Here is a 19,240-nt window from a genome sequence, read left to right as displayed (position 1 = left end):
CATGAAAAATAGATTCTATAAAGCAATAGTACTGATCGCACTTACATCAGGTATTGGATTCAGTTCCGTATCTTGTGGTGATGAGTTCATTGAAGATGTACAGAATAAAGGAGCATTTGACTCCAATAACTACTTCCAGAATGAAGAGCAGTCTTTTAGTGCGCTGGTATCAGTGTATGACCTGCTAAGAAAATATTCTGGGGGGTTTGAAAATACGGTCACTTTCTTTAACGCAGCTTCCGATGATTTCTATTCCGGTGGCGGAAGTCCTACAGATGGTACCGGAATACAAAGTTTCTCCAACTATTCTATTGATCAGATCACTGTTCCCAAAACCTACTGGAATGATTTCTATCAGGGAATTGCCAGAGCAAATCTCCTTATTCAGAGAATTCCGGGTGCTAAAATGAATGATCAGGTACGCAAAAGATTTATTGCTGAAGCTAAAACGCTGAGAGCACTTTACTATTTTGAGCTGCTGAAAATGTTTGGAAATATTCCTCTTATCTTACAGCCTATTACAGCAACCGATGATTATTATAATATCCCTCAGACAGAGCCTCAGAAAGTGTATGAGCAGATTGAATCAGATATTGTAGCATCCATCAATGATCTTCCACTATCTATTGCACCTACTAACAAAGCAGAGGTAGGAAGGATAAGCCAGGGGACAGCCAGAGCTATCCTGGGAAAAATTTATCTGTATAACAATAAGAAAGATCTTGCTGCAGCCCAATTTGCAGAAGTGAACGGAACACCGGGACAAGTCAGCCAGTACGGATATAAATTAATTGCTAATTATAATGACCTGTGGAGACAGGACAACAAGTTCACCACAGAATCTATTCTGGAAGTGATGCATACCAATAAAGGAAATTCAGACTGGGGCTTCTGGGGTCAAGGAAAGGATGAAGGAAACTCTATCTGTATAATGATAGGACCGAGAGGATACGATAGATTAAAGACTACAGCACCTGATATTGTTTCAGGATGGGCATTTAATACTGCAACAGAAGATCTTTATAATTTCCTGAAGGACGATCCGAGAGTGAATGCCACGATCCTGAACGCAAAACAACTGACTGCAAGCGGAGAGATCAAATATTCACCCGCTCATAATGATACCGGTTATTTTTTGAATAAATATCTTCCCAGAAGAGATGAGGTATCCAATCTTCCCGGAGCTCCGGAGCTAAACTACAGCAGGAATTATATCGTAATCAGACTGGCAGATACTTACTTAATGGAAGCCGAAGCATTAAACGGCTCAGGTGCAAGAGCCCAGGCTTTATTGGATGCAGTAAGAGCCAGAGTTGGACTGCCTTCAGTACCAGTAACACTGCAAGCTGTTAAAGATGAACGCAGACGTGAACTGGCTGGTGAAGGGCACCGATGGTTTGACCTCGTAAGATGGGGAGAAGCACCTTCCAAATTAGCATCTAGAGGATTTAAACCCAATAAGAATGAACTTTTACCTATTCCTTATAATGAACTTCTTAATACGAAGATCAAACAAAATCCTGGTTACTAAAATATGAAGTTTCACAACTTATATAGTTTCTTTAGAGGTGCCGCGCTACTTAGTGGTGTGGCCCTTTTTCCTTTATCATGTACCTCAGTGGCATCCAATAAAGGAAACGAAGTTCAATACTGGCTTACAAAAGGAGATGAAAGTGTAAAATTACAGCAGCAGACTCCCCTTAAATTTGTAAATAACACCAACCGCTTTCAGAATATTGAAATTGATGAGACTCAAAAATTTCAATATGTTGATGGCTTTGGCTATACATTAACAGGAGGAAGTGTTGAGGTAATCAACCGGTTGTCGCCTTCCAAAAGAAAAGCACTGCTTAACGAACTTTTTGGAAATGATAAAAATTCAATATCCATCAACTATTTAAGACTGAGCATAGGTGCATCTGATCTTGATGGTGAAGTCTTTTCATATGATGATCTTCCTGAGGGACAAACTGATCCTTCGCTTTCAAAATTCAGTCTGGCAAAAGACAACGCTTTGATTGGTATGCTGAAAGAGATTCTGACAATCAATCCTTCTATTAAAATTATTGCTGCTCCATGGTCTCCTCCGGTTTGGATGAAAGACAACGGTAAATCAAAAGGAGGAAGTTTAAAACCTGAATTCTATGGAACGTATGCTCAATATTTTGTAAAATATATTCAGGGAATGAAAAAAGAAGGGATTACCATTGATGCTGTAACTCCGCAAAATGAACCCCTGCATCCTGGAAATAACCCAAGTTTGTATATGCCGTCTGAACAGCAGAGAGATTTTATTAAGAACCATTTGGGACCTGTTTTTAAAACAAATAGCATTACTACTAAAATTGTTGTGTATGATCACAATTGCAACAAACCCGAATACGCGATTGATATTTTAAAAGATTCTGAAGCTGGCAAATATATAGACGGATCTGCTTTTCATCTTTACGAAGGCGATATTTCTGCATTAAGTACGGTACATAATGCTTTTCCGGATAAGAATTTATACTTTACTGAACAATGGACAGGTTCAAAAGGCACTTTTACCGAAGACCTGAACTGGCATACAAAAAACGTGATCATCGGATCTATGAGAAACTGGAGTAAAATTGCGCTGGAATGGAATCTTGCCAACGATCCGAAATTTGCCCCTCATACAGATGGCGGATGTACAGAATGTAAAGGAGCTATAACCGTTTCCGACAGTGAAAATTTCACCAGAAATGTTTCCTATTATATTATTGCACATGCTTCAAAATTTATTCCTGCAGGCTCTCAGCGCATCGCTTCCACGCAGACGGATAAACTTTCAACGGCTGCTTTTAAGACTCAATTTGGGAAAATAGTTTTAATTGTACAGAACGATAATCAGGCAGATGAGAATTTTAATATTAAATTTGCCGGGAAAACCGCTGCAGTAACAATTTCAGGACGTTCTACAGCAACCTATATTTTTTAATTTGATACTATGAAAAGAGTTTATTTCTTACTGGCATTTTCTGCATTTGGATTGAATGCTTACGGACAAAAGACCATTGATCAGAAAGTAGCAGAGCTATTGTCTAAAATGACTTTGGAAGAAAAAGTAGGGCAGATGGTTCAGTACAGTGGTTTTGAATATGCCACAGGACCGCAGCATTCCAATTCAGCTGCTGTTTTAGAAGAAATTAAAAAAGGAAAAGTAGGTTCCATGTTGAATGTAGCAGGTTCTGAAGAAACCAGAGCTTTTCAGAAACTGGCCATGCAGTCCAGGCTGAAAATTCCTTTATTGTTCGGGCAGGATGTTATCCATGGCTATCGTACCACATTCCCTGTCAATCTTGGACAGGCTGCAAGTTGGGATCTGGCCATGATTGAAAAATCAGAAAGAATTGCCGCAACAGAAGCTGCCGCTTATGGTATTCACTGGACGTTTGCGCCAATGGTGGATATTGCCAGAGATCCGAGATGGGGAAGAGTAATGGAAGGTTCAGGAGAAGATACCTATCTTGGAACAAAAATAGGACTGGCAAGAATTAAAGGATTTCAGGGTAGAGGCTTGGGAAGTCTTGATGCGGTAATGGCATGTGCAAAACACTTTGCAGCCTACGGAGCCGCTGTAGGCGGAAGAGATTACAATTCTGTAGATATGAGTCTCAGACAATTGAATGAAACTTATCTTCCACCATTTAAAGCTGCGGCAGAAGCAGGAGTGGCCACTTTCATGAATTCTTTCAATGATATTAACGGAATTCCTGCAACAGCCAATCAATATATTCAGAGAAACCTTTTAAAAGGAAAATGGAATTATAAAGGTTTTGTGGTGTCAGACTGGGGAAGCATCGGAGAAATGGTTCCTCATGGTTATGCTAAAGATGGTGCTGAGGCTGCTGAAAGAGCAATACAGGGTGGAAGTGATATGGATATGGAAAGCCGTGTGTATATGGCAGAGCTTCCAAAACTGGTGAAAGAAGGAAAAGTAGATGCAAAACTGGTAGATGATGCAGCAGGTAGAATTTTAACCAAGAAATTCGAAATGGGGCTTTTCGATGATCCTTACAGGTTCAGTAATGAGAAAAGACAAAAAGAGCAGACTGATAATCAGGAAAACAGAAAATTCGGAAGAGAATTCGGTTCTAAAAGTATTGTTCTTCTTAAGAATCAGGGAAATATTCTTCCGCTTTCAAAAAGTACAAAAACTATTGCTCTGATTGGTCCTTTTGGCAAAGAAACAGTAGCTAATCATGGTTTCTGGTCTGTTGCGTTCAAAGATGATAATCAAAGAATCGTTTCACAATTTGACGGAATTAAAAACCAGCTGGATAAAAACTCTACTTTATTATATGCAAAAGGCTGCAATATCGATGATCAGGATAAAAGTCAGTTTGCTGAAGCCATAGAAACTGCAAAAAAAGCAGAGGTTGTCATCATGACGCTGGGAGAAGGCCATGCGATGAGCGGAGAAGCCAAAAGCAGAAGTAATATAGGATTTACAGGTGTTCAGGAAGATTTGTTAAAAGAAATTGCCAAAACAGGTAAACCTATCATTCTGATGATCAATGCCGGGCGACCTCTGATTTTCAACTGGGCATCAGACAATATTCCTGCCATTATGTACACATGGTGGCTGGGAACAGAAGCAGGAAATTCAATTGCTGATGTTATGTTCGGAACTGTAAATCCAGGTGGCAAACTACCAATGACTTTTCCAAGAACTGTTGGTCAGATTCCTGTGTATTATAATCATTATAATACAGGAAGGCCGGCAAAAAATAATACAGACAGAAACTATGTTTCAGCCTATATAGACCTGGATAATGACCCGAAATATCCGTTTGGATACGGTTTAAGCTATACCGATTTCAAATATTCTGATATGGTTCTAAGTTCCACAAATCTTACGGGAAATCAGACACTGAATATCAGTGTGACTGTTTCCAATATAGGAAAATATGACGGAGAAGAAGTGGTACAGCTTTATATCAGAGATCTTTTCGGGAAAGTTGTAAGACCCGTAAAAGAACTGAAAGGCTTTCAGAAAGTATTCATCAAAAAAGGAGAAAGTAAAAAAGTAGATTTTAAATTGACACCAGAAGATTTGAAATTCTTTGATGATAACCTGAATTTTGATTGGGAAAGCGGAGAATTTGACATTATGATAGGTACGGATTCTCAAAATGTTCAGGCCAAAAGAATCACCTGGACGAAATAAATTCAATTCAAGAGGAGCGGATTAAAACCTGCTCGTTAAAACGGCTTTAGCCAAAACTTAAAACCTACATACATATGAATCTCAAAGCTAAAAATCTCATCAGAATTTGTGCAGCAGGAGCACTCGTCCTTTCTGTATTCAATTGTGCTTCAAACAAACCAGATACTGGAAGAAAACTGATTTGGAGTGATGAGTTTAACGGCAAAGGCCTTCCGGATTCATTAAAATGGAATTATGATACCGGAGGAAGCGGTTTTGGAAATGAAGAAGCTCAGTTTTATACCAAAAACAGGCTTGAGAATGCCAGAATGGAAAAAGGAAATCTCATCATTGAAGCCAGAAAAGAAAATCGGGAAAACAGTAAGTATACTTCTGCAAGACTTTTAACCAAAGGAAAATTTGCTTTTCAATATGGTACAGTAGAAGTTAGGGCGAAACTTCCTAAAGGCCGTGGAACCTGGCCTGCTATCTGGATGATGAGTGAAAATATGAAGAAATGGCCGGATGATGGTGAGCTGGATATCATGGAACATGTGGGCTATAACCAAGGGTATATCCATGCTTCCGTTCATACCAAAAAATACAATCATATCCAGGGAACACAGAAAACAGATACTTTGTTTGTAAAGGATGCAAGCGAAAAGTTCCATGTCTATAAAGCAGACTGGACACCGGAAAAGATTGATGTCTATATAGATGATAAGAAATTTTTCACCTACGAAAATAAAGAGAAAAACAATGAAGCATGGCCTTTTAACAGACCTTACTTTATCATTCTAAATCTCGCTGTAGGAGGATTTTGGGGTGGAAAGGAAGGTATTGATGATACCATTTTTCCACAGAAGTACTATATAGATTACGTAAGAGTTTATCAAAATAAATAATGAAGATGAGGACCGGATGGGTCCGGAAACAGAAAAAATCATGAGAAAACTAATTGTAAGTTGTTTTGTAGTAGGCGTTGTCATGAATGTCAATGCTCAGAATTATTGGAAAAAAAATGCAGGAAAAACAGCTAAAGTGGTTCTTACCAACTCAAAAGCAAATGAGAAGATGGTGGATAAGGGAGTAGTTACATTTGAGCAGTTCGGGCAGCCTAAAGAAACGGATGCCTGTATTTTTGTAGCTCCCCATTTTAAATATCAGAAACTGATAGGAATTGGAGGTGCCATTACAGATGCTTCAGCAGAGACTTTTTATAAAATGCCAAAGAATAAGCAAAAAGAAATTCTGGATGCTTATTTCGGAAAAAATGGATTGGGATACACTGTTGTTCGTACCAATATGAATTCCTGTGACTTTTCCAGTGATTCTTATACATATGTAGAAGATAATGATACTTCGTTAAAGACCTTTAATGTGGCTCATGATGAAAAGTATAAAATCCCAATGATTAAAGAAGCTCAGAAAGCTATTGGTAATAATTTTACATTTTATTTCTCACCATGGAGCCCACCAGCATGGATGAAATCAAACCAAAGCTTGTATAAAGGCGGCAGATTGGAAAATCAATACTATCAGACATGGGCAGATTATTATATCAAATTCATCAAAGAGTATGAAAAGAGAGGAATTAATATCTGGGGATTAACTGTTCAGAACGAACCCATGGCTACCCAAAGCTGGGAATCATGTATTTATACCGCTGAAGAAGAAGGAGAATTCCTGAAAAAGAACCTTGGACCAACGCTTTGGAAAAACGGATATAAAGACAAAAAAGTAATGATCTGGGACCACAACAGAGACCTTATCTATCAAAGAGCAACGACTACTTTAAGTGATCCGGAAACCTCAAAATATGCCCATGGTATCGGTTATCATTGGTATGAAACGTGGAACAACAAAACTCAGCTTTTTGACAATTTAGCAGAAACACACAGAGCTTTTCCTGATAAATTCCTGGCTTTTACGGAAGGATGTAAAGAACAGTTCAATATGGATAAAATCTATGATGTAAGCCTGGGAGAGCTGTACAGCAAAAATATGCTGAACGATTTCAACAAAGGAAATGCTTTATGGACTGACTGGAATATTTTATTGGATGAAACCGGAGGACCTAATCATAAAGGAAACTTCTGCTTTGCCCCGATTATTGCTGATACCAAAACAGGAGAGGTATTCTATACGTATGAATACTATTATATAGGGCATGTTTCAAAATATATCAGACCGAATGCGCAGAGAATAGGAAGTTCTTCCAACAGAGCAGCCCTTACATCTTCTGCTTTTATGAATGAAAACGGACAGCTGGTAACCGTTATCATGAATGATTCGGACAATGATATTGAAACCAATCTATGGATAGAAGGAATGGCTGCTAAGCTGAATGCTCCTGCACATTCTATACAAACCGTAATTTTATAATTTCATATTAATTTAATATTATTTTTGACAGAACGGGCGGCCTTTATTGAGGTCGCCCGTTTAGATTATATCATGTTACAATCTTATACTATCATTGTACAGAGAATTTTCCTGAAATAGTACCATTTATGCTTTTAGCAATATAGAAATATACACCGTTTTTTATATTTGAGGTTGAAATTGTAGTTTTTCCCCCTTTTACTGTCTTGTGTTGTATTGTTAGCCCATCTGTGTTTACAATTTGTAATTCATAATTTCCATTTTCAGGAAGATTTATCGTAAGGTTTTCCCCTTGTTTTACAGGATTAGGATAAACGGCAGAATTTATTTCCTGTTTTGCAGACATGCTTGACGTTGTGGTTATTACCTGTTCAAGTATCCACTGATGATTTATTCCTGCCGTACCATTCATATCCTGATCCCAAATGTTAATATTAGTACCTGTTGTTTGGGAATTGGCAGGATTATCCATCGATTTCATATTTGATAAAGCGGTGCCTATAAGTATGGTATTGGGTGTATAGGATTTTAGTACCCATTGCTGATTGTTATTCCCGGTTTTGGAATACTGTATCAATGTAGTTCCGTTAGTAATATTAGAACCGGGAACATCAATTGCCAATCCGGAAGCATGGTTAATAATAATGTAGTTTTTTCCCGTTTTTTCAAGCTTCCATTGCTGTGCCGGATTAGTACTAAACGGATATTGTACCATCTTAACATTTGATGCAGAACTATAATTTGCCGGGCTTATATAAAGGTTACTTCCTGCATTTTTTATTCTGTAATAGGCATTCGGGTCAATGACCGGAGGTGCTATGATATTAATATTGTTATATCCGAAATTGGAAGTTTGCTTAAATATATCGTCCAATACTACACTTACATAATATTTTCCGGATTGAGAATTAGCAGGAAGAGGAATACTTACATTTCGGAGATCAGGACGGATACCGGAAACTACTGCAACCGGAGTATAATTATTCCCCCAGCTGGCTTCAGTATACAAAGCTACTTTATAAGAAAGCTGCGGACTTGTTTTTTCTGAACTTGCCCAAGTTACATTGACCGAATTAGTGGATGAATTATATGTAGGGGTAACGGTAGTGACATTAATAGGAATAGTTGAGGCAGGTTTTGTACCTTCCTGAGTAATACTGTTAAAAGTTACTGAACCACCTGCTGGAGCAGGTGTTGTTCCACACGATGTTATTTTAATGGCAGTATTGTTAAATGCTGTTTGTGCTCCCCAGGATCCGGTTCCTGCTGAAGCGGTATATCTTAATGGTTTTGACCAGTTTCCCTGTGCATTCATACTCCAGAAATTTCTGTAATATCCACAACGGGAATCTTTATTCAAGCTAGAATTCCAGTTCTCTACGAAACCTCCCAGTTTTGTTCCGGTAAATGAAGCATTATTTTCCGGCGTTATAATAGTCACATAATGTTTCCATTTTCCTACACCGTAATCATACATAAAGAACCCTATTCTTGTCTTTCCATCACCGGTAGACCACCTTCTGGCAACTGTTGCATACCATACTCCCGGTACCCATGGCATGGGATTATCTGTATGAAGACCTGTTCCTTCTCCTCCGAAACCATCTACCAAAGTATTGGGCGCTGCATATTCCGTTTTACACTGTGGAAGGCTGGAGTCCTGTATGTCCCACATAGAGAAGATGTTATTATACACTTCATTCGGTTTGTATTGAATTCCTCCATATCCTCCTCGCGGACCTAAAGAAAAGTTCAGCGTTGAATAATAGGTATTGATTTTTTTACAGGTATTGTCTACCATTACTTCCGAGTACCAAAGTTCCCCGGTATTAGCCATATCAAATCCTTCTATATAAGGCCCCCAGCTTGGGCAGGTCTGTGCCTTTATAGGATTAAAAAATGAAATTGCGGCAATAAAGTGTATTGCGGCAAAAAAAATTAAATGTTTTTTCATAAAACTTGTTTTTAGTTGATGATGTTAAATTATAAATTATTTTGTTTTATGATTTATATTATAGAAAATTAATATTGTTTTATGGGAAATTAATATTTTTGTTGTTAATTGAAAAAGATATTTTTAAGAAAATAATAATATTTTAATGTTGGGTTTTTACTTTTTCTTTTTCTTAAAATAGAGTTGTTGTTGACTTTCTTAACTAATAATTATTTCACACATCCGATATATATTATAGATGGTATGTATTTTAATAATGAGCAGGTATCTTTATTTATTTTGGATAATGTAGCAGAATGCAACAACTTTTGACTGTCGGTAATAGTGGCCTGGAAGAATTCGCCAAATGAGGAGTATCCGGATGATACAAACAGAAAACCCATGAAAAAATTTTCATGGGCTTTACTTATTTTGAACGGAACTTTATTAGTCCGCTATTGTTTTATGAATGATTATTCAGCGTCATATTTACTGATTACTCTCTGAGTAACTCCTGAGCTGCTGAAACCTCCATCATGGAAAAGATTCTGCATGGTTACTTTTTTAGTAAGATCAGAGAATAAAGTTACACAATAATCTGCACATTCAAGAGCTGTAGCATTTCCTAGCGGAGACATATCTTCTGCATATCCAAGGAATCCTCCGAAACCTTTCACACCGCTACCGGCAGTAGTCATTGTTGGAGACTGAGAAACCGTATTGACACGTACTTTTCTTTCTCCCCAATAGTTTCCGAAAGTTCTTGCGATGCTTTCCAGATACGCTTTGTTATCAGACATATCATTATAATCAGGAAATGTTCTCTGAGCTGCAATATAAGTAAGGGCCAAAATACTTCCCCATTCGTTCATACAGTCTTTTTCCCAAGCTACACGCATTACTTTATGGAAAGAAACAGCGGAAATATCCCAGCCTTTTTCCAACCAGTCGTAATTCATTTCTGTATAATGTTTTCCTTTTCTTACGTTGATAGACATTCCGATAGAGTGAAGGATAAAGTCGATTTTTCCAAATTTTGCAACAGCGGCATCAAAAAGTTTTTCAAGATCTTCTATAGAAGTAGCATCAGCACCTATTACTTCAGAACCTGTTTTTTCTGCTAAACCATTAAGTTCTCCCATTCTCAAAGCAATAGGAGCGTTTGATAAAATGAATTCAGCACCTTCCTCATGGCATCTTTCAGCAACTTTCCATGCGATAGATTGTTCATTAAGGGCTCCAAAAATAATTCCCTTTTTGCCTTTAAGTAAACCGTATGACATAATTTTTTAATGTTTATTATAATACAAATGTAACAATAATTGTGCTTATGGCATAATAAAAAATGGAGCCTTATCAATTTAAGACTCCATTTTATTGAAAATATTTATATGACTGAAATACTAATTGGTTTTCTTATTCCATTCTGCCTTTACATCCTCTGCCGCATCTTTGGTTTTTTCCCATGCTTCATCTGCTTTATCCTTGATATCTTCCCATGCATCGGATACATTAGCTTTTACCCTGTCTAGCCAGTCTTCCTGGCTGGCTTCCTGATCATTATTCCTCTTTTCATTGATATAATCTTTAGCCTTGTCTGCCAATTCATTGATTTTCCACTTGGCTTTGTCCGTTGCATTCTGTAAAGAATTTTCTACATTGTTTACTGCATTTTCCGCTTTATTGTACTCTGAATTGTTCATAATAGTATAAATTTTAATTTGGTATGAGTAATTAAACAATAACCATTCCTAAAATAGAATCTCTCTGTTAAACTTTTCATAATATTTTGTTATATTTTACTAAATCAATAGTAAATTTAAAGTATAAAATTGATAATTATGGAAAAAATACGTTGTGGCTGGTGTGAAAAAGATGATCTCTACAGAAAATACCATGATGAAGAGTGGGGAAGGCCTGTGTATGATGATGAAACAATATTTGAATTCCTGATTCTTGAGAGTTTTCAAGCCGGCTTGAGCTGGTATACCATTTTGTCTAAAAGGGAAAATTTCAGAACAGCTTTTGATGATTTTGATTATAAAAAAGTGGCAGCTTATTCTGAAAAAAAGATTGAGGAACTGATGAATAACCCCGGAATTATCAGAAATAGGCTTAAAATTCTGTCAGCTGTCACCAATGCACAGAAATTTATAGAAGTTCAGAAGGAATTTGGAAGCTTTTCCCACTATATCTGGAATTTTATTGATGGAAAACCAATCGACAACTGCCCCGAAACATTATCCGACATTCCTGCTACAACAGAGGTTTCAGATCTTATTTCCAAAGAACTTAAAAAGAGAGGATTCAAATTCGTAGGTTCTACAGTCATTTATGCTCATATGCAAGCTACCGGAATGGTCAATGATCATTTAAAAAAATGTTTTCTTAGAAAATAGCTGTTGATTTTTATTCAATATTTAGTGAAGTTTATTGTTGATTTTGTAATTTAAAAAATTAAACACAGAATGGGATATATCAGAAAGGCCTAATGAATGCTGTATTGGTTAATTGCTTGATATTAAACGTTTTTCATTATTTTGTGATTAAATTTTATATTAATCACTTTAATGTGTTTTTAATTGTGATATTTTTAATTTAATTATGATTTTATTAAAAATTTGTATATTTGCACCTGCAAAAAATGCAAGTAATGCAAAAAGACTATAAACTTCTGTATACACTTCTCTTATTCTTAATAAGTATTTTTACATATGCGCAAGTTGGGATTGGATTACCGAATCCGGATTCGTCAGCGATGCTTCAGATTAATGCCAATAATAAAGGAGTACTCCTTCCAAGTGTTGCCCTTACCACGACAACGGACAATATTACCATACCTTCTCCGGCAGAAGGTCTTATCATATGGAATAACGGAAATTCTACTCTGAAAGAAATTGGTTTCTATTACTGGTTCGAATCAAAATGGAATAAAATTTTAGCAAACGGTGGGAATACCACTAAAACAGAGGATGGAAACAACTGGAATCTTACAGGCACGAATGTAGGAAATTATGGAGGAGCGAGTACAACGCTTGCTTTAGGAACAAAAACATATGATGATCTGATCTTTAAAGCAAATGCATTAACAGCAGGAAGACTTGGAGTTGACAATTCTGTAAGCCTCGGGATAGGTTCAAATGCAGGTCAGAATGGTATTGCTTTGGGAAGCGCAAGCTCAGCATTTATGGGAATTGCTATTGGGAGTGCCACTTCAGTTTCTGGTAATGAAGCTTTAGCTGTAGGAAATAAAACGACTGCAGCAGGATTCAGATCTACAGCAATAGGTTTTCATGCCCAAACCGGCAGCAATGAATCTGTAGCTGTTGGAAATAACTCATCAGCAGATGGATTTCAGTCCATTGCATTAGGATATAATGCCAAAACAAATAGCAATAGTGAAACTGCCTTAGGATATAATGCAGTAACCAATAGTCAGAATTCTACTGCTTTAGGCTCGGGAGCCAATGCGTCAGGACAATTTTCAACCGCTGTAGGATATGGAGCTGCTACTTCACAGGCCAATGCTATTGTTCTGGGCAATAACAATGCAAATGTAGGTATTGGTACAAATACTCCGAATATCTCTGCAAAACTGGATGTAAGCGGACAGTTTAAATTGGGAGAAAAAGGCAGTGTTCAGAAAAGTCAGATCAGTTTTGAAGCATGGCCTGGAATTTCAATTAATAATTTGCCTCCGGGAAAATCTACAACCATCGATATTCCCGTTCCGGCAGAATATCAGCCTGATTCCACAAGAGCTGTAGTGGTAGTTTCTCCGGCAGGAGATTTTGTAGGAAATTCTTCATTTTCCATCTCGAATCCAAGAATGACTTCTGCTTCCTCTATTACAATTAATCTCACTAATATTTCAGGAACAGCTAACAGTTTGTATTCCGGACATTTTTACGTGATGATCAATGAATTTTAAATAATAGGTTTTTTTATTATAGTTGATATGGTGTGAAGGACTTCCGGACTGGAAGTCCTTTTTATGGATTGTCAATTTTTATTTAGCTTGCGGGATTGAAGTTCCTTGCGGGCATTTTGCCAGCTTTTTCTAATAATAAGATATAAAGGAAAAAAGCCAGAGGAAGCGGAGTGATACCGTTGAACCCTTTCTTAGCGGTAACATAAATGCAGACGCCTACCAGCATTCCCATAATTATACAAAAGGAAATATGAGCTGCAGAGCGTTTTTTTCTTCCTTTGTGAGTTCTTCTGTAGAGAGTTCTGAAAGCTTATTGTTTTCTGTCTGATGTGTGTGTTTCATGTTCAATCAGTAATTAGTTTTTGCTAAAATAATAAATAAGAAGAGGCTAAAAGAAAATTTTCTGCAAAAATAGAATTCGGCTCATAAAAGATTTTAATTAATAAATATTTTAAACAAAAATATTGTGCACAAAGTAAATAGGTTATCTTTGTTTCTTAAAATAGAACGATGATGCCTTTATCAGAACATTTATGTTTTAAAACATATGCCGTTTCCAGATATATTACGGGTTTATATAAGCCTTACCTGGAGGAAGTTTCACTTACATATCCTCAATATCTTGTCATGACCGTTTTATGGGAATATGGCGGAATGAATATAGGAAAGATTGGTGAACATCTTCATCTGGACAACGGAACGCTTACCCCGCTTTTGAAACGTATGGAAAAAAACGGACTGATCATCAGAACCCGTAGCTCAGAAGATGAAAGAGTTGTATTGATCAACCTTACAGAGCAGGGAGCAAAACTCGAAGAAAAAGCAAAATATATTCCTGAAGCTGTTCAGAATTGTATGCATCTGAGTAATGAAGTAAAAACTCAACTGATGGCTTCTTTAGACGAAATATTATCCATTCAAACCGTGTCCGAACAATGAAGAAAATAGGAATTATAGGCTATGGCTGGCTGGGAGAAAGACTCGAATCTTCCTTATCCGGAAAATATACACTGGCAACTACAACTACAACAGAAAGCAAAGTAAATTTACTCAATAATAAAGGAATTCATGCTGTAATGGCTTCTTTCCCGGATTATCAGCTGACAGAACCTCTTTCCCAATGGGGAGAAGTTAAAAATATGGAAGTTTTGATTATTACAATTCCTGTTTCTGAAAAAAGTTGTTGTGTAAGCTCTTTGTATAACAGGATTCAGAATTTGTCAGCTTTTATAGGAGACTTTAAAGGGCAGATGTTTCTGATGAGTTCTACAGGTGTTTATCCCGATATTGCTAAAGAATTTACAGAAGAAGATGTCCCTTTGGAGAAAATATCAGGCGAAAGAATGTTGAGAAATAAATATCCCCAACTTAATATTCTGAGACTTGGCGGTCTGATGGGAGACAACAGACTGCTGAAAAATTATAATGTAGGTAATCTGGATCATGCTGTAAATCATATTCATTATGCTGATATCAGCAGGATTATCTCAGAAATGATTAAACAGAAAAGTGAATCAAAACTTTATAATGTTACGGCTCCTGTACATCCTGCGAAAAGTCAGGTGATTAACGCACAGAAAAATCTACTTGATGAAGAAGAGTTTGAAGTGAAAGGGAAGAAGGTTCTGTCATCAAAGCTGGTTTCAGAGCTGAATTATACATTTCAATATCCGGATCCGAGAAGTTTTCATTTGTAATCATGGCATTTGTATTAATGATTATCGACCTTTAACTATTTTACTTACAAGATTTCTATTGACAACTCTGTAATTCCGCAGGAATCTCTACGCTGTTTTTAAAGTTTTGTATTTAGATTCCTAGGGAATGATAAGGTGAGTGGTAAGCTTTGTTCATCATAAAAGAATCAATATTTTCAGCAAGATACAATTCATTAGGAACGGGCTTTAGCCCGTTAAAAAATAGATGAAAATTCCATTGGCTTTAGCCCAAACCTCATAAAAAAACCTCCGGAATCTTTTTCCGGAGGTTTTAATTTTATCAATAAAATAATTACTTAATAATTCTTTCCAATACCCATTCAATAAGGTTTTTTTCAGAAGCATGGTGGTCTGCGGAGAATTCTCCACGTCTTCTGTTGGCAATAACGTTATTTACGGTAATGGCTTTGTGGCCTAATAATTTTGAAAGAGCATAGATCGCAGAGGTCTCCATCTCAAAATTGGTAATTCCAAGATCATTCAGCGTTTCTAAGAATTGATCATCTACCGCTTTCAAACGAAGCTGTCTTCCCTGTGGAGCATAGAATCCCGGGAATGTTGCTGTATTTCCGTGGTATTTGGCATCTTTGTAGTATGCTCCCATTTCTTCTGCCCAGTCTGAGAAATAAAGCATTGGCTTGATTCTTTCGTAAGGGAATTTTTCTAAGAAGCTTTTAGAAAACTCATTTTCGAAGTTGTAATCCTGATAGAAGTGCATCAATCCGTCCAAACCTACAACGTTCTGCGTTACCAGCATATTGTCTACCTGTACATCCGGGTTTACACTTCCGCAAGTTCCCATACGGAATAATTCAAGAGCCTTGTGCTCAGTCTTGAATTCTTTGTTTTGAAGATCAATGTTTACCAAAGCATCCAGTTCGTTCATCACGATATCGATGTTTTCAGTTCCGATCCCTGTAGACATTACGGTGATTCTTTCTCCACGAAGCGTTCCTGTATGCGTATAGAATTCTCTTTTATTTTTTTTGATTTCTACGGTATCGAAGTATTTTGAAACTTTTGCCACTCTGTCAGGATCACCTACAAGGATGATTTTGTCAGCAATATCTTCAGGTAAAAGATTCAGGTGGTATACACTTCCGTCTTCATTCAGAACAAGTTCTGAGGCAGCAAGTTTGTTTAGCATAATATGTATATTTTTTGTTTTTTTAATTAATCATAATGGCTTCTTTATAAGGAGATGCCATAACCTCGTAGATGTCATTGTATTCTTCTACAATCCTTTTCTGTCCGTTCATAACCTCATATACAGTAATGACCGTCTTTTCAATGTTTTTAGGATCTTTCCTCTGTGAAGTGATTTCGTAGAAGTGATCATCTTTTTTAAGAATAGAAATCAGTTCTTCCTTTGTTGAGTTGTTGGAAGTCATCATTCCGGGGAACTCTGTAACAATATCTTTCAGGTCAGAATAATTTTTATAAGGCTTGGTTATACCATTGGAATGTACATAGACATTGGGAATGTTTTTATCTTTTTCCAGGCGGACCAAATAATAATCAGCCCCTCTTTTCTCTGCATATACAGCCATTTCCTGTGGCTTTCCGGATATCTTTTCCGGTTGCTTTTTTTTCTGGGAAAATGCCGTCATAGAAAGGAAACTTGCCATAACAGCAAACCATAGTTTTGTTTTCATACTCCTATTTAGTTTTTTTGATGTGTTGAATTTAATTTAAAAAATCCTCTCCCAATAATCTCCCGCCACTATTTTCCGGTATTTCGAAGAACCGTTCTCTTTAGAATAATGAATTTGATTTCGGGGTTTAAAATTAGTGAAAAATATTGTACCGGAAATATAAACATTATTTAATCTGTTATTAAAACTGAGATAACATCAGATGAATACTTTTGCCGCTAAAAATTCATGAGATCTTATCCACTGCTTGTAATCGTCCTTCTGATAGGATTTGCAATAATGTCTTTTAATCCTGTTTATAAAGGAAAAGAAAGCGAAAATACATTTGTCAATAAAGGGTTGTCCGACTTTAAAACCAAGCTTGAACAGCTGAAATCAGATGTTGATAAGTTCTCTGAAGATCGTGTTTCCCTGGAAGAGCTGCAAAAATCACTAAGCAGAACAAGAAATTCATTCAAAGAAGTTGAGTTCTATATCGCTTATCATTATCCTGAATTTACCAAAACCCATCTTAATGCAGCACCTTTGTTTCATATAGAAGCTGCAGGAACTTCCGCCTATACACTTCCTCCCGAAGGATTGCAGGTACTGGATGAACTGATATTTTCCGACGAAGCAATACATGAGAAAGAAAAAATTAAAACCATTACTACCTTTTTGTATAACAGCTATTCCGGGTTTTATTTAAGTGCTTTAAAAAATGGGTTGAGCAAAGGAAATAACAAAACACTGCCTTTGCGAATAGAGTTGATCAGGATCTATTCACTGGGTGTTTCAGGTTTTGATACGCCGGGATCTTTGAATATTTCTGAAGAAACCAGACATGCTTTTGCAGGAATACAGCAGTACATCAATGATGATCCTTATTTTAAAAACTATAATACTCAGAAATCTAATCTGATATTAACAGAAGCTATTGGCTATCTTTCAAAAAATACCGACTTTGAAACTTTTGATCGTATTGAATTTTATAAAAAATACGTTCAGCCTTTGTATGAAGAGCTGGGAAAATGGGACGGAAGACCTGATGATCTTAAAGAGTTTTCCGGATGGAATGTGGGAAACAAAAACTTTTTCAGCAGTGATTTTTTGGATCCTTATTTTTATACTTTATTAAAATCTTCAGAAGATAGTCCGGAACTCCGTAACCTTGGAAAATCCATTTTCTACGATCAGAATTTAAGTGGTAACGGAAAAATGAGCTGTGCGACTTGCCATCTTCAGGAAAATGCTTTTACAGATCTGAAGGCAAAATCACAAAGTAATGTGGAAGGGAAAACGGTTTTGAGGAATTCCCCATCTTTATATAATGCTGTTTTTGCCAAGAGGTTTTTCTATGATCTTCGTGCTTTCTATCTTGAACAGCAGGCAGAGCACGTTATTTATAATGAGCAGGAATTTAATACCAGCTATGAAAGCATTATCCAGAAATTAAAAACAAAACCTGAGTATAAAAAAGCGTTCCGAAATGCCTTCAAGGACGGGAAAATCAGTAAAGAAAATTTTTCAAAAGCATTAAGTTCTTATGTGGCTTCATTGTACTCATTTGACAGCGATTTTGACCGTTTTATGAGGAATGAAAAAGAGGTTTCCAATGATGTGAAAAAAGGATTCAACCTCTTTATGGGAAAAGCCAATTGTGCAACCTGTCATTTTACACCCACCTTTTCAGGATTGGTACCTCCATTTTTTAATGAAAATGAATCTGAAGTCTTGGGAATAACAACCAGACCGATCAAACAGCTTCCGGTAGAGCTTGATCAGGATTTAGGACGAGGAAACAGCCCTGTGAAAAAGGAAAAATCATGGATTTATGATTATTCATTCAAAACAGTAACGGTGAGAAATATTGCCCTTACCAAACCTTATTTCCATAACGGAGCTTTCAATACCTTGGAAGAAGTCCTGGATTTTTATAACGAAGGTGGAGGAGAAGGTTTAGGATTAAAAATGAAAAACCAGACGCTGGCATCCGATAAACTGAACTTCACTGAAACAGAAATAAAGCAGATCATCGCCTTTCTGAATGCTCTTACGGATGTGAGTAAATCAAAATAGACGGTTTTCTTGGTATGAGATTCGGAGTGGGAGTTGCAAGGTATGGTTTTGCTTTGAACCATTAACCTCTTGGGCAAAGGCAAGTATTCAGGGCAATAAAAAAATGGTCTTACATCACATATCCGTACTCTTAAAGCCAGAGTATTTGTTCATTTTCCTTACCACGATCAAAAATTTTTTTCTTTAATTGTTTTGTTTTACATAAAATGTTTTCAGGCTTTTCAGTACATTAAATCTATTAAAGTTTGTGTAGGTGTATGATAAACACTGAATCATTATAATTTTATTAAATTAATTAAAAATGTAAAATATTAGTAAAATATTCGCATGTTGTTTAAGTATTATTGGTATTGTTTAAATTTACTTCATTGATAATGATTTAATGATTAA

General features: G+C 36.6%; 16 protein-coding genes. 10 read left to right on the top strand and 6 right to left on the bottom strand.

The features are described from left to right. Position 1: 1 nt before the first annotated feature. The 5 genes from A1704_RS02900 to A1704_RS02880 all read left to right on the top strand — a co-directional run bounded on the left by A1704_RS02900 (position 2) and on the right by A1704_RS02880 (position 7,555). Entirely contained in the window at positions 2-1,531 is a 1,530-nt protein-coding gene (locus tag A1704_RS02900) for a RagB/SusD family nutrient uptake outer membrane protein (RefSeq protein ID WP_062670293.1), read from the top strand. 3 nt (positions 1,532-1,534) lie between these two features. After that, positions 1,535-2,959, top strand: a complete 1,425-nt coding sequence (locus tag A1704_RS02895) for a glycoside hydrolase family 30 protein (RefSeq protein ID WP_062670291.1) — start codon at positions 1,535-1,537, stop codon at positions 2,957-2,959. A gap of 9 nt (positions 2,960-2,968) precedes the next feature. Further along, positions 2,969-5,191, top strand: coding sequence for a beta-glucosidase BglX (gene bglX, locus A1704_RS02890; protein WP_062670289.1), 2,223 nt, complete (start codon positions 2,969-2,971; stop codon positions 5,189-5,191). Between the two features lie 74 nt (positions 5,192-5,265). Next, positions 5,266-6,075, top strand: a complete 810-nt coding sequence (locus A1704_RS02885) for a glycoside hydrolase family 16 protein (protein ID WP_062670288.1) — start codon at positions 5,266-5,268, stop codon at positions 6,073-6,075. 40 nt (positions 6,076-6,115) lie between these two features. After that, positions 6,116-7,555 (top strand): glycoside hydrolase family 30 protein, encoded by a 1,440-nt coding sequence (locus A1704_RS02880; RefSeq protein ID WP_062671558.1) that lies wholly within the window; start codon positions 6,116-6,118, stop codon positions 7,553-7,555. A 91-nt stretch (positions 7,556-7,646) separates the two neighbouring features. On the opposite strand, the gene A1704_RS02875 is transcribed toward A1704_RS02880, so the two are convergent. From A1704_RS02875 to A1704_RS02865, 3 genes are all read right to left on the bottom strand, one after another. Further along, positions 7,647-9,509, bottom strand: a complete 1,863-nt coding sequence (locus A1704_RS02875; protein WP_062670286.1) for a DUF3472 domain-containing protein — start codon at positions 9,507-9,509, stop codon at positions 7,647-7,649. 452 nt (positions 9,510-9,961) lie between these two features. Beyond that, positions 9,962-10,771 (bottom strand): enoyl-ACP reductase FabI, encoded by an 810-nt coding sequence (locus A1704_RS02870; protein WP_062670284.1) that lies wholly within the window; start codon positions 10,769-10,771, stop codon positions 9,962-9,964. A gap of 120 nt (positions 10,772-10,891) precedes the next feature. Further along, complete coding sequence (locus tag A1704_RS02865) at positions 10,892-11,191, bottom strand: hypothetical protein (protein ID WP_034697596.1); 300 nt, start codon at positions 11,189-11,191, stop codon at positions 10,892-10,894. A gap of 138 nt (positions 11,192-11,329) precedes the next feature. Here A1704_RS02865 and A1704_RS02860 point away from each other — a divergent pair, with 138 nt between their 5' ends. After that, on the top strand, positions 11,330-11,887 hold the full coding sequence (locus A1704_RS02860; protein WP_062670282.1) for a DNA-3-methyladenine glycosylase I: 558 nt from the start codon (positions 11,330-11,332) through the stop codon (positions 11,885-11,887). 254 nt (positions 11,888-12,141) lie between these two features. Further along, positions 12,142-13,419, top strand: a complete 1,278-nt coding sequence (locus A1704_RS02855) for a hypothetical protein (RefSeq protein ID WP_062670280.1) — start codon at positions 12,142-12,144, stop codon at positions 13,417-13,419. Between the two features lie 82 nt (positions 13,420-13,501). On the opposite strand, the gene A1704_RS24340 is transcribed toward A1704_RS02855, so the two are convergent. Continuing rightward, on the bottom strand, positions 13,502-13,645 hold the full coding sequence (locus A1704_RS24340; protein WP_157885744.1) for a hypothetical protein: 144 nt from the start codon (positions 13,643-13,645) through the stop codon (positions 13,502-13,504). A gap of 284 nt (positions 13,646-13,929) precedes the next feature. Between A1704_RS24340 and A1704_RS02850 the strand changes: the two genes are divergently transcribed. Then, positions 13,930-14,358: a MarR family winged helix-turn-helix transcriptional regulator gene (locus A1704_RS02850; RefSeq protein ID WP_062670277.1), complete on the top strand. Its 429-nt coding sequence runs from the start codon at positions 13,930-13,932 to the stop codon at positions 14,356-14,358. Then, complete coding sequence (locus tag A1704_RS02845) at positions 14,355-15,116, top strand: Rossmann-fold NAD(P)-binding domain-containing protein (protein WP_062670275.1); 762 nt, start codon at positions 14,355-14,357, stop codon at positions 15,114-15,116. Before A1704_RS02850 ends, A1704_RS02845 begins: the two co-directional genes overlap by 4 nt. Positions 15,117-15,429: 313 nt before the next feature. Here A1704_RS02845 and A1704_RS02840 read toward each other — a convergent pair whose 3' ends face one another. After that, positions 15,430-16,284, bottom strand: a complete 855-nt coding sequence (locus tag A1704_RS02840; RefSeq protein ID WP_062670273.1) for a nucleoside phosphorylase — start codon at positions 16,282-16,284, stop codon at positions 15,430-15,432. A gap of 22 nt (positions 16,285-16,306) precedes the next feature. Further along, positions 16,307-16,792: a hypothetical protein gene (locus tag A1704_RS02835; protein ID WP_062670271.1), complete on the bottom strand. Its 486-nt coding sequence runs from the start codon at positions 16,790-16,792 to the stop codon at positions 16,307-16,309. Positions 16,793-17,020: 228 nt separating this feature from the next. Here A1704_RS02835 and A1704_RS02830 point away from each other — a divergent pair, with 228 nt between their 5' ends. After that, complete coding sequence (locus A1704_RS02830) at positions 17,021-18,850, top strand: cytochrome-c peroxidase (protein ID WP_062670269.1); 1,830 nt, start codon at positions 17,021-17,023, stop codon at positions 18,848-18,850. Positions 18,851-19,240: the final 390 nt, after the last annotated feature.

The organism is Chryseobacterium cucumeris (assembly GCF_001593385.1).
Classification (GTDB): Bacteria; Bacteroidota; Bacteroidia; order Flavobacteriales; family Weeksellaceae; genus Chryseobacterium; species Chryseobacterium cucumeris.
The sequence above is the reverse complement of the archived record's forward strand: the minus strand, read 5'-3'. Positions and strand labels throughout refer to the sequence as shown.

What these genes read in the sequence shown, in the direction of transcription:
- A1704_RS02865 (WP_034697596.1), bottom strand. Translation starts at nt 11,191, where the DNA reads ATGAACAATTCAGAGTACAATAAAGCGGAAAATGCAGTAAACAATGTA.
- A1704_RS24340 (WP_157885744.1), bottom strand. Translation starts at nt 13,645, where the DNA reads ATGCTGGTAGGCGTCTGCATTTATGTTACCGCTAAGAAAGGGTTCAAC.
- A1704_RS02885 (WP_062670288.1), top strand. Translation starts at nt 5,266, where the DNA reads ATGAATCTCAAAGCTAAAAATCTCATCAGAATTTGTGCAGCAGGAGCA.
- A1704_RS02855 (WP_062670280.1), top strand. Translation starts at nt 12,142, where the DNA reads ATGCAAAAAGACTATAAACTTCTGTATACACTTCTCTTATTCTTAATA.
- A1704_RS02860 (WP_062670282.1), top strand. Translation starts at nt 11,330, where the DNA reads ATGGAAAAAATACGTTGTGGCTGGTGTGAAAAAGATGATCTCTACAGA.
- A1704_RS02840 (WP_062670273.1), bottom strand. Translation starts at nt 16,284, where the DNA reads ATGCTAAACAAACTTGCTGCCTCAGAACTTGTTCTGAATGAAGACGGA.
- A1704_RS02875 (WP_062670286.1), bottom strand. Translation starts at nt 9,509, where the DNA reads ATGAAAAAACATTTAATTTTTTTTGCCGCAATACACTTTATTGCCGCA.
- A1704_RS02870 (WP_062670284.1), bottom strand. Translation starts at nt 10,771, where the DNA reads ATGTCATACGGTTTACTTAAAGGCAAAAAGGGAATTATTTTTGGAGCC.
- A1704_RS02850 (WP_062670277.1), top strand. Translation starts at nt 13,930, where the DNA reads ATGATGCCTTTATCAGAACATTTATGTTTTAAAACATATGCCGTTTCC.
- bglX (WP_062670289.1), top strand. Translation starts at nt 2,969, where the DNA reads ATGAAAAGAGTTTATTTCTTACTGGCATTTTCTGCATTTGGATTGAAT.
- A1704_RS02830 (WP_062670269.1), top strand. Translation starts at nt 17,021, where the DNA reads ATGAGATCTTATCCACTGCTTGTAATCGTCCTTCTGATAGGATTTGCA.
- A1704_RS02895 (WP_062670291.1), top strand. Translation starts at nt 1,535, where the DNA reads ATGAAGTTTCACAACTTATATAGTTTCTTTAGAGGTGCCGCGCTACTT.
- A1704_RS02835 (WP_062670271.1), bottom strand. Translation starts at nt 16,792, where the DNA reads ATGAAAACAAAACTATGGTTTGCTGTTATGGCAAGTTTCCTTTCTATG.
- A1704_RS02900 (WP_062670293.1), top strand. Translation starts at nt 2, where the DNA reads ATGAAAAATAGATTCTATAAAGCAATAGTACTGATCGCACTTACATCA.
- A1704_RS02845 (WP_062670275.1), top strand. Translation starts at nt 14,355, where the DNA reads ATGAAGAAAATAGGAATTATAGGCTATGGCTGGCTGGGAGAAAGACTC.
- A1704_RS02880 (WP_062671558.1), top strand. Translation starts at nt 6,116, where the DNA reads ATGAGAAAACTAATTGTAAGTTGTTTTGTAGTAGGCGTTGTCATGAAT.